This window comes from Okeania sp. SIO2F4, from assembly GCF_010672385.1.
Lineage (GTDB): Bacteria > Cyanobacteriota > Cyanobacteriia > Cyanobacteriales > Microcoleaceae > Trichodesmium.
Genome location: NZ_JAAHGT010000231.1, coordinates 1 through 11,485, shown reverse-complemented (window position 1 = coordinate 11,485; position 11,485 = coordinate 1). Strand labels below are relative to the sequence as shown.

11 protein-coding genes are annotated in these 11,485 nt (G+C 32.7%); 4 read left to right on the top strand and 7 right to left on the bottom strand.

The window, feature by feature from the left end:
• Positions 1-242: 242 nt before the first annotated feature.
• The 6 genes from F6K22_RS42140 to F6K22_RS16125 form a co-directional block, all read right to left on the bottom strand.
• A complete protein-coding gene (locus tag F6K22_RS42140; protein ID WP_363273682.1) occupies positions 243-434 on the bottom strand; it encodes a DUF1294 domain-containing protein in 192 nt (63 codons plus the stop codon).
• Between the two features lie 50 nt (positions 435-484).
• Positions 485-1,018 (bottom strand): hypothetical protein, encoded by a 534-nt coding sequence (locus tag F6K22_RS16145; RefSeq protein ID WP_293099662.1) that lies wholly within the window; start codon positions 1,016-1,018, stop codon positions 485-487.
• 286 nt (positions 1,019-1,304) lie between these two features.
• A complete protein-coding gene (gene deoC / locus F6K22_RS16140) occupies positions 1,305-1,991 on the bottom strand; it encodes a deoxyribose-phosphate aldolase (protein ID WP_293099660.1) in 687 nt (228 codons plus the stop codon).
• A 539-nt stretch (positions 1,992-2,530) separates the two neighbouring features.
• Entirely contained in the window at positions 2,531-2,719 is a 189-nt protein-coding gene (gene rpsU / locus F6K22_RS16135; RefSeq protein WP_094675126.1) for a 30S ribosomal protein S21, read from the bottom strand.
• A 630-nt stretch (positions 2,720-3,349) separates the two neighbouring features.
• Positions 3,350-3,979, bottom strand: a complete 630-nt coding sequence (locus tag F6K22_RS16130; protein ID WP_293099649.1) for a Uma2 family endonuclease — start codon at positions 3,977-3,979, stop codon at positions 3,350-3,352.
• A gap of 276 nt (positions 3,980-4,255) precedes the next feature.
• Complete coding sequence (locus F6K22_RS16125) at positions 4,256-5,698, bottom strand: helix-turn-helix domain-containing protein (RefSeq protein ID WP_293099646.1); 1,443 nt, start codon at positions 5,696-5,698, stop codon at positions 4,256-4,258.
• 746 nt (positions 5,699-6,444) lie between these two features.
• Here F6K22_RS16125 and F6K22_RS16120 point away from each other — a divergent pair.
• From F6K22_RS16120 to F6K22_RS43510, 3 genes are all read left to right on the top strand, one after another.
• On the top strand, positions 6,445-6,921 hold the full coding sequence (locus F6K22_RS16120) for a hypothetical protein (protein ID WP_293099643.1): 477 nt from the start codon (positions 6,445-6,447) through the stop codon (positions 6,919-6,921).
• Between the two features lie 448 nt (positions 6,922-7,369).
• Entirely contained in the window at positions 7,370-7,612 is a 243-nt protein-coding gene (locus F6K22_RS16115; protein ID WP_363273680.1) for a UPF0175 family protein, read from the top strand.
• Positions 7,593-7,712, top strand: a complete 120-nt coding sequence (locus tag F6K22_RS43510) for a PIN domain-containing protein (RefSeq protein WP_483244138.1) — start codon at positions 7,593-7,595, stop codon at positions 7,710-7,712. Before F6K22_RS16115 ends, F6K22_RS43510 begins: the two co-directional genes overlap by 20 nt.
• Before the next feature lie 1,260 nt (positions 7,713-8,972).
• Here F6K22_RS43510 and F6K22_RS16105 read toward each other — a convergent pair.
• Positions 8,973-9,842: an MBL fold metallo-hydrolase gene (locus F6K22_RS16105; protein ID WP_293099638.1), complete on the bottom strand. Its 870-nt coding sequence runs from the start codon at positions 9,840-9,842 to the stop codon at positions 8,973-8,975.
• Between the two features lie 187 nt (positions 9,843-10,029).
• Here F6K22_RS16105 and F6K22_RS16100 point away from each other — a divergent pair, with 187 nt between their 5' ends.
• The gene (locus F6K22_RS16100) at positions 10,030-10,227 is read left to right on the top strand and encodes a hypothetical protein (protein WP_293099635.1); all 198 of its coding nucleotides are present in this window, start codon (positions 10,030-10,032) and stop codon (positions 10,225-10,227) included.
• The last annotated feature ends 1,258 nt before the right edge of the window (positions 10,228-11,485 follow it).

Below are 11,485 nucleotides of genomic sequence, written 5' to 3'. Positions count from 1 at the left end.
CCAACCATCACTTCTTTTTGTACCACTAATATATTCTCGACAATAGTTAAGAAAAGTGTGGATACTTTCTGGTGTAGCTGGCATGATAATTAAGGCTATTACAAAAATATTAAACTTATCTAGAAATTAAGTAAGGGTTTAGAAACCAAACCCCTACTAATATATTATAGAAATCGTATTATTTTTAGGTTATTATGATTGGATATTTCAACCCGTAATTCAATTGTTTACTAATTATTGGATCAGAAAATTTGAAGGTTGATAATCAAAAGAATAACTATAAAACAAATTTGAGTAAACATTATTTTTCGATAGATAGGCTGAAACTTTTCACTTGTTACTTTATGATTAAAAAAGTACATAGCAATAGTTGCACCAAATGTACCACCGTAAATTGTATATGAATGCAAGATTTTTTCTGGTACTCTAGGAATAGAAACATGAAATTAAAATTTTTCTGCTAAAAAATTAGTCAAAACAGCAATTACCTTGTCAGATGTATAGAAAAAAAACTCCATAAATTCAACCAAAAAATATAAGTCCATAGTGTCATAGCTATTGTGTTAGTTATATCATTTTCAAATAAAGTTGTGTCATTTTCAAAAGAATATTTACCATCTGATTGAGTTAGGAAAAGCAAAATCATGGGAATATTCATAATGATAATAGACAAAATGCTATATACAATATATGGATAGTCATTCCTCCAGCGGTATTTCTTAAAGATGAAAAATAATACTACTAAACTAACAGCAATAATGCCGAACATTACTCGTTGAGAAAATATTTGATAGTTGTCTCCAAAGAGAAAATATTGTGTATCTAGTGGTACAAATTCATTAAAAGGCGCAACTAATAAATATGCCAAAAACATACATAGAAACAGTGAAACAGATGCTGCTAAAATCAAAAACAGAAAAGCAACTCCTATGGTAAAAATTAAGGATACTATATAAATAGAAGCTATCGTAAAAGCTGCTATGACAACTATCCATAGAATTAGATTTATGATCTCCATGAGTATTTTTGATTATCCAATATTTTAGACATTCGATAAAATACTGATTATGAAGTATTAGTATGGTGTACAAATTAGGGAATTATTAATATTAATTACTGAACATTTGGGACTTCCAAATAAAAAAATATACAATTACCTGGAATTTAGGGAGTAGGGAGGAGGGAGTAGGGAGTAGGCAATAGAGGGAGTTAAACTTTCCAGGTCTAGTTCAAAAATTGGATAATTTATTTTTTGCTATTCCCTTTACCAACTCTACGACTCATACAGCACTTCCCTATGACTTCTAACTTCTGACTTCTGATGAGTGACTATTTTGCTGATTAAGCAATTCAATACCACGAGATGTACCTAACCTAGTTGCACCAGCCAAAATTAGATTTGCTGCTTGCTCGTAGGTTTTAATTCCTCCAGCAGCTTTAATCCCAACATTAGCTTTAGTTATTTCTTTGAGCAGTTTTACATCTGCCACTGTTGCTCCACCATACCATCCAGTATTTGTGACAATAAAAGCCACACCTGCATCCATCAAAACTTCTGTCACTAAAAGCTTTTCTTCTTCGGTTAGCAATGCCATTTCTAGAATGGCTTTAACTGTTTTACCAGTTTCTTCACATATTTCAGCTATTTCCCGATGTAGTTGATTAGTTTGTCCTGTTTTAATATGAGTCAAATTAACCATTACATCTAATTCTGAAGCTCCATTTTCTACTGCTTCTAAAGCTTCATACAATTTTGCTTTACTCGTAGTTGTACCAGTAGGAAAACCAATTACCGTACAAACGGTCGGATTTTTGTTATAAAGTAAATCTACTACTTTTTGAACATAACAAGGGTATACACAAACTGACGGAAACCGAAATTTGTCAGCTTCAGTACAAAATTTTGACACTTCCTCTGAAGTAGAAGTAATTGTTAATAAGGAGTGGTCAATAAAAGGGGCAATATCAATTTCCGGCTGCTCTACAGCCATGGTTTTTCTCTCTCAAAATATAGGGTTAGATTCAGTCAACCGCTTTGCGGAAGTCAAAATTCAAAAGGATGACTCAATTGATAAATTAAAAGAGCTTGCTAGACCAAAAGTATTTTGTCCTATCCAGGTACAAATTTTTATACAAGTATCCAGTTGATTTTTTTGATTATTAATTAAATTAACATTAAATTTAGCAGAAAATCAGTTTTATTTATTAGACCTCTCTGGAAAAGAGGGAGTAGTAGGGACCTTTCGCTGCGCGACATGAAACGCATTTTTGCCTGTGCAACCTCCGTACAGAGTAGGGGGAAAGAATTAATGATTTATGCGTATGGGATTGATTTGATTTTTAATTATCACGCCTATGTCTATTTATATAAATAGATATATTTTGAAGTCTTTAATATTTTTTTTATGGTAAGTGGAAGGGAGACGCCCGAGCGCGTCTCTGCACAAGTTATAGTAATAGTTAAAAGCGTCACTCATTGACCTACAAGGTCACTAATTTAGGGTTGGGGTCGCTGACAATAAACATCAAATTAAAACCGGGAACGTCTTTTCCTTTGCTTCTGTAATGCCATTGCTTTACGCTTCTTTTTTTCAATCGGCGTTTCAAAGTGACGATGTTTTTTCATGTCTGGAAATATTCCTGCTTGAGAAACCTGTCTTTTAAATCGACGTAATGCAGATTCAATTCCCTCATTTTCTCCTAGTATCACTTGGGTCATTTATGTATCATCCTCCAATAATCTTGATATTTTCATCCTTTTTTGTTTTGTGGAGCAAAAGTAGTTAGTTTTTTCTCACTTGGTTTATAGAAAGGAAGACTAGCCTTCTATAGATTACTACTTCAAAAGCTCTAATATGTCCAGTTTATGTATATTAGCACAAATCATCTACTATTTATTATAACTTGTAGAATTACTCAACCTGTTGTAATTCCATTTAATTTAATCGGATTCGATCTGAGATAAATAGCAACAATATTTAGGGTTTGCTGAAAAAGTCTTTTTGGTAGGGGTAGGAGTCAGGAGTTAGAAGGAATGGGAAATTTAGAGCAGGCAGAAAGAAGGAAATAAGGATAAATCTGGTGGCCTAGCGTAAAATACCAAAATACTCATCCTGAAGGAAATTGTCCGATCCTGATACAGTTGGAATTAATATTTATGATTCAAGATTATTTCTGAAACTGACTTAATAACCAAGCTTCATTAATGGATAATGGATAATGGCGAACTTGATAATTACAAGAAGGTTAAAACCGTACGGGAATTGAATATAAGGAATATTTTCTTTGTTTTCCCCTATCCAAGGGGAGGCTTCAAGGCGCGAATTATTTAATTATTAATTATTAATTATTAATTATAAATTTTTCGGTAAACCTGACTTTGATTTGTTTGGCGAGTGCGCTGAAATGCTTCTTCTAATAAAGACATACCTAACCCTGGCAAAACTTGAGACTCATTAATTTTTTTACTACCTCCATGGGCAACAGCAAAGGCAATAACTTCCACATTTTGTACATCAATTATCCAATATTCAGAGACATTCATTGCTTCGTACAGCAAACGTTTTTCCCTTTTATCATCTGCTAGGGAAGTATTAGCAACTTCTATAACTAGAGTTGGTGGAGGATAAATATCTAGGTCAATAATAGATGCTTCCCAAGGAACGACATTAGCATTTTCTCTAACATAATAGGAAATGTCTGGTTGAGCTGCTCGAAATCCTGTTTTGCGGTAAGTGCAATTATCTCTACAACTTAGGTTCATTTTTTTGATACCAGCAAATAGATTAATAGCTGTGAGAATAACTGCATGGTAGAGAGTTTGTTTGTTTCCTAATGGTGACATTTCAATTCTAAGTTTTCCCTTGTTGTAGTAACTTTTAGCTTTTTTATAACTTTGGTCTTGAATGGTTTGGATGTATTCTTGCCAAGTTGCTGTTATCCAAGTGTCTGTGGGTAATTGTGTTTGGGTTCTGTTCATTGGTTTCCAGGAAAAGTTGAAAAGGTTCATTTTTTATAATAGTCAAAACTGGCGATCGCTATCTAATACTCTTTAGGATAAAACTGCCATTTGCTCCTACGTATTAATCGCTCAAATTACTAAAATGAATTTAGAATTATCTCTAGATTAACTATGACTTTTATCTGGCATTTTTATCTAAAAATTAAGGTTTAAAGCCTCTCCATTCCTGGACAAAAAAGAAAAAAAAATCCTTTTATATAATCCCTCTATTATATAAGAGGTAATTATTAATTATTAATTATTGAAATATTCTCTAATTACTGGGGATACTGTAAATAATGTCAATTCCTTTTGTGTGATTTTTTCAATTAACGAACGCCTCCCTGATGATTGAATTGTCTGAAATAACTCTGGTGGTGATAGTGGTAATTTTTCTAAAATTTCTGTAACTGTTACAGGTTTATCTATCTGACTTAATTGGGATATTACTTGTTTTTCTAATATGGATAATCTTTGAAAATGTTTATCTAATTTGGTAATAATTTCATCGCCTAAAAATAGGCTATTGTATGCTAAATAATCTCTGAGTTTGCCATTGAATATTTCTTGAATCATGCGGGATACTGTTTTTAAGTAGTAAGGGTTGCCTCGATAGGTATTAATTAATTTTTGCCAGCTTTCTTCATCGGATAGATTTTGTGCTTGAAAAATTTCTCTTGCTGTTTCCCCAATGCCATTTAATGACATTATTCTCACTGGAGTTTTCAGGTCTGTTAAGTTGATTATTTCTAATGGTGATTCCCAACTGTTGAAGATTAAGCAGCTCTGATGAGGGAGTTCGCCAATATTTTGAAAAAATTCACTGTAGTTTTGAAATTGATTTTGATAATTTCCCGAAAATTTATTTTCTGCCAATATTGTCTGTAGGTTATCTAAAATTATCAAGCACCGATAATTCCGCAAATATTCATAAAATATTGAGAATAATGTTTCTAGGTCTAAATTTAAGAGTAGATTTTTTTCTGTTGTTTCGGATAGAGAGAGGTTAATATAAATTTGATTTGATAATGATAAGACTAATTGTGCAACTAATGTTGATAAGGTGGGAGCGTGATATAGATTTTTCCAAATAATATAGTCGAAATTATCTTGTATTTTTTCTAGCAGATGTCGTGATAATGTGGTTTTGCCAATACCACTTATTCCTAATATTCCAATTAATCGACTTTTTTCTTGTAATATCCAATTTTCTAGGGTTGATATTTCTTTAACTCGACCGTACATTTTCCCTAGTTCGGGAGCTTCTCTAATATTTTTATTGGGTAAGGTTGTAACCCGATCTTCTGATTTTTTGTTTGCCGATCTGTTTCTCTTTTTACCATTAGTTTCATTTTCTAAAGACGTGAGGCGATCGCTACATAAACTTAAATTATTTGTCACTCCTAAATTGGCAAAATTAGAGACTGTTGAATGAACAGAAAATTGTAATCTTTCTAGAGCAGAACAAAAATTTGATTTATTAATATTTTCCCCAGATAAACTCGATAAAATTTTCCATAAATCTGAGGCGGTATCTCGAATATAACCTTCACTACAGGGAATATTCTCTGCTGTATCAGCATACTTTTTTCCATGCCAAACTCCTTCAATAATAGTTTTTTGTAAGTCATCCAAGTGTTTTCCCGTGTGATTAAAAATCAGGCGATCGGCAAGTTTTAAAACATCTTGAATTTCCATACTTTTAATAATTAATAATTAACAATTAATAAGCTGTTGTGCATTTAAATGACTTATTTTTATGTGCCTTGCTTAAGAGAAAAATCTTATTACTTCTGACTTCTGACTTCGCGCCTTCTGACTTGCTAAGACGCATTTAAAATGCGTCTTAGCTTAATTACCTCTCCTGAAAAATAAGAGGATTAGAAGCTGTTTGAAAAGTGCTGCATGGAACCGATGAATCCTAAAAACCTAACCCCCCTACCCCCCTTCCCTACAAGGGAATGGGGGTTTCAAAGCCTCTCTTCTCGTAGCAGAGAGGTTTGGAGAGAGGTTTTTATGAGTTTCCAAACAGCTCTTAACTCAAAATATTTTTTTCCTTTGAATCTGCGCAAACCTAAACCCCCCTAAGCATTCCCTACAATATAATGGGATTTCAAAGCCTCTCTCGGAGTAGGAGAGAGGTTTGGAGAGAGGTTTTTATGAGTTTCCAAACAGCTATATAACTCAAAATATTTTTTTCCTTTTTTATCATTTACAGGAAAGACTTTAAACCTTAATGATTTGGTAAAACTTTAATATGACATTTTCCGACTTTTTCAGACATTAAACTCAGGACATTTCCCGACTGACAAAATATTAATGGTCAAAATAATATGAATGTTAGCAGTTAAAACCAATTTTTTTTAGCTTTAGTCAGTTATTATATCTGTATTTTTACTGATGAAAAAAGTTAAAAATTATGGGTTAGTTTCTATAACAAATCAATGAATAAAAAAGCCAGAATTTTATTAATTGGTACAGTATTAGCTATTAGTGGAATTGCCATTAAAGGAAATGGAAATGCTAATGCTAATTTACCAGAAAACCTTTCTACCCAGACTAATCATACCAGTATTAGTTCGGAGTTAAATAACGTTGATAGTATAGCACAGTATGGGGGTAGTCCTTGGGGTCAAGTAGTAAATTCCAAAACTTATAAAAATCCTGATACTGGACAAACTCTCTGTTTTTATTCATCGTCACGATGGGCACCATGTCCTGGTCAAGGAGATAAAATTATTGTATCTCCTAAAGGAAAATGTTGGGGTGGAAAAACAACAGAAGATTATATGAACGGTTGTCCAGCAGCACTATGTGATTATTATCAGGTTACAAGTGAAGCGAACGCAATTGCTGCTAATCATTACGGCAATACTAATACTGTGAAGAGTTCCGCACCACCCTGTACTGGTTTACCATAAAATTAGCAAATATTTTAGTATTAATAAATAATTCTATCAACTCGCCTTTCCCTAATGGTTAATATTTAGTGGGGAGAAGCGAGTTTTAGTCTTTATTTGTGAGTAGAAAATATCTCGAATGTAGGGAAGTTAATTATTATATTAATTCAATTTATAGGGTGCGTTATACGGCTTAAATTCAGAGTATAAAAGGAATTTAGCAATCCGTCGCAGGGCACCATTTTAGATGTGTCAATCTACTACTAGACCTATCCCAAATATTTCGGTGCGTTACGCTTTCCTTCGGAATGCTGCCCAAACGCTTTTCATGTCGCGTAGCGAAACGCAACCTACTAGACCGATATATCTATTTTTTAATTGAAGCTATAGTTAAATTATTAATGATTATCAAGTTGTATTAGAATTAATAAAACTTAGGTTACACGAAAAGGTATTTATCACAAAATAAATTACTATTACTATACCAGATGAAAGTCGATCGGTACTAGAAATAACTCCCGAAAAATTGAGTGCAGAGATTCGTTTAATAGCTGCAATTAAATATTATGAAATGGGTAGAATTTCTACAGGTATAGCAGCAGTTTTTGCTGGTCTTCCCAAAGTTTTATTTTTAACAAAATTAGGGGATTATGGTGTTAACACTTTTAGACTAACTGAAGCTGAATTAATCGATGATTTGGCTAATGCCTAATGTTATTAGTAATACTTCTCCTATTCAATATTTATATCAAACGAATTTGCTTGAGTTATTACCTCAAATTTATGGAAATATTATTAGGAGTTTTTTATAGAACTAGCAGAGGGTCATTTCAGTCATCAGTTATCACTTACCAGTTATCAGTACAGTTTTAGTAGACGGCTAAATTGTAATTATTGAAATGCAAGTCGCCAGAATGGCTGGTTTCAAAAAAAGAGTAGCTTACAACCTGGCTAAAGCTTATGCAAATCAATTAGAAACAGGAGAAGATTATTCCTACTAAATCCAGCCATAGCCGTCACAATTACAGATTTTATTCTGTTTGAAAATACCAATGATTTTATCAATAAATTTGTGTTTTAGGAGGAAACTAAAAAGTTTGAATGTCTCGACAAACAATTGCGATTAATTTTCCTGGAATTGCCGAAATTTCATAAAGCCTTATCTGACTTAAACAGCTTAACTGATAAATAGATTTATTTTCTCAAAGACGCTAACAGATTAGATAGTATCCCAGAGAATTTAGGGGAAGTTTATGAAATATAAAAGGCTTTAAATATCGCTAATAGAATTAATATAACAAGAGAATAGTTAGATATATTTGAGCGTTGAGCAATTGCAATACAAGATGAAAGAGGGTGGATAATTTATGGGTAATAAACAGGACGTTTAAGAGAAGCGATCGCTCTAGTTATGCGTTTACTGAAAAAGCTTTTTGAAGAAATTTCGGCGACAATAAGTATTGAGATTAAAGATTGACTTTTAGAAGATTTAGAAAGTTTAACGGAGGATATTTTGGATTTTAATAGTTTGGAGAATTTGGAAAGTTGGTTGGAAGAAAACCACCCTTCTTAATCGAAGGTATTAGAATCTGTTTTATTCAGATAAAATGGAATAAATCATAGAAAAATAGTAGGAGAAAATATATAGCAATCCTAAATAGGTTGTGAGTAAGCATTCAGCGGTCAGCTATCAGCTATCAGCTTTATTACCTTTAGTTGACGACTAAAGTTAGTTGTTCTTGTACTTCAATTCTCTAGTTGAAATGTAGTAAAAGTTAAGCAAATGCTTGCTTTATCTAAACTCCGCCTTTAAGGGTAGAGTCTAAAAAGCTGAGAGCTGACCGCTAATAGCTGAATGCTTACGGTTGTGATAAATCAAAAAGTAGATAAAAAAATTGAAACTCCCGCCTGTTACTTGTTCCCTAAAAGCAGTAAGATTTTTATACACAAATAAAATAGGATTTCTATACTTTTATCTTAATTATTTAATCTCCTTTTTATAGCACTGTTGTTGATAATTGGAATATTTTCTGACTATTTTAGATTAGTAATTGTATAACCGTTAAAATTTATCAATGATTTTTCATCCAGTCAATACATTTTTGTAACTGCTTTTGCATAGTTTCTATATCAGCATAATATCGATGACCATGACCAGGTAATACCCACTCAAAATTATAATTAATGAGCTTACCCATAGAGATAATTTGTTCTGACCAAGAATACCAACAATAACGACGAAAAGCATAAAGTTGATTTAAGTGACTAGACCATGCTAGATGATCGCCTGTAAATAAAAATTTTTGGTAAAGTAAAACTGTATGACCCTTAGTGTGACCAGTCACAGGAATAATTAATAAATCTGGAGTTAGGGAAATTGGGTCTATACCAGTTAACTTTATTTCTATATCCTTGGTGTCTGGGGAAATATCGTCAACATGGAGAATGCGATCGCAATTAAAATGTTCTCGAAATTTTTGATGATCTGCTACATCATCTTTATGAGTCAAATACATATATTTAATTCCTCCCATTGCTTCTAAACGCTTCACTAATGGAGTTAAAAATTGAGGTGAGTCTACCAAAATATTCCCTTCTGGTCGAACAATAAAATAACTAGCAGCACCGAAAGATTTTTCAGAATGATAACCGCAATGATAAATATTATCTGACACTAAAATAGGAAAAGTTTCTTGAACATTTTTAATATCTTTTGGAGTTTCAACAGTGCCTATAGAATTTGTTGGGCAAGATAATAAAGCTTGCATTGCTGCTAGTCTTTCTTTGTCATTTATAGGTTGGTGATAAACTGCTGATTTTTCTCCATTTCGATTAAAAATTTTTGGTGACATCCAGCGACAAGTATCGCAATCTATACAGGTATTATCAACGTATATATCTCCACTAATATTTTCAGAGCGTCGTAATTTTAAATTAGCCATTTTTACTTACCTATTTTCAATAAATATGATTGACTATAGCATACAATAAAATCTGGCAAATGAATCATATTTTTGTTTTGGTTGGGAGACCTTCAATAATTAATAATTAATAATTAATAATTACCTCTTCTTATAACGGATAGGATTGGCGCTCAAGGAATTTTTTTCTTCTCTTGGTTGATTGGATATGGCGAGGTCTCCTCGCCATCCCTCAACCGCTTTTTTCTCCATAAATGGAGAGGCTTTATACCTTAATTTTCCGGTAAATTTAGGAGAAAATCTGAAAACAGAGTTGGATTTTGACTTGGGTTGGGAGACCGTAAATTTAGGAGAAAATCTGAAAACAGAGTTGGATTTTTGTTTTGGTTGGGAGACGGAAATTTGAGGAAAAAATCTGAAAACAGAGTTGGATTTTTGTTTTGGTTGGGAGAAGGAAAATTTAGGAGAAAATCTGACAACCGAATCAAATTTTTGGTTATGAGAAGGAAACTTTAGGAAAAAATCTGAAACCGAATCAAATTTATGCTTGGGTTGGGAGACCAAAACTTTAGGAGAAAATCTGACAAGTGCATCGAATTTTAGTTTTAGTTAGGAGACGGAAAATTTAAGAGAAAATCTGACAAGTGCATCGAATTTTTGTTTTGTTTGGGAGACCAAAACTTTAGGAGAAAATCTGACAAGTGCATCGAATTTTTGTTTTGTTTGGGAGACGGAAAATTTAAGAGAAAATCTGATGTTTTGTTTGTGAGACGGAAAATTTAAGAGAAAATCTGGCAACCGAATCAAATTTTTGTTTTAGTTAGGAGACGGAAACTTTAGGAAAAAATCTGGCAACCAAATCAAATTTTTGTTTTGTTTGGGAGAACAACACCCTAGGAGAAAATTTTACAAGTAAATCGAATTTTAGTTCTAGTTAGGATACGGAAACTCTAGGAGAAAATCTGACAAGTGCATCGAATTTTTGTTTTGTTTGGGAGAACAACACCCTAGGAGAAAATTTTACAAGTAAATCGGATTTTTGTTTTGGTTGAGAGACGGAAACTCTAGGAGAAAATTTTACAAGTAAATCGGATTTTTGTTTTGGTTGAGAGACGGAAAATTTAAGAGAAAATCTGATGTTTTGTTTGTGAGACGGAAAATTGAGGAAAAAATCTGGCAACCGAATCAAATTTTTGTTTTAGTTAGGAGACGGAAACTTTAGGGAAAAATCTGACAAGTGAATCAAATTTTTGTTTTGTTTGGGAGAACAACACCCTAGGAGAAAATTTGGCAACCGAATCGAATTTTAGTTTTAGTTAGGAGACGGAAACTCTAGGAGAAAATCTGACAAGTGCATCGAATTTTTGTTTTGTTTGGGAGACGGAAACTCTAGGAGAAAATCTGATGTTTTGTTTGTGAGACGGAAAATTTAAGAGAAAATTTTACAAGTAAATCGAATTTTAGTTCTAGTTAGGATACGGAAACTCTAGGAGAAAATCTGGCAACCAAATCAAATTTATGTTTGGGTTGTGAGACGGAAACTTTAGGAAAAAATCTGACAAGTGAATTGAATTTTTGTTTTAGTTAGGAGACGGAAACTCTAGGGAAAAATCTGACAAGTGAATCAAATTTTTGTTTTGTTTGGGAGAACAACACCCTAGGAA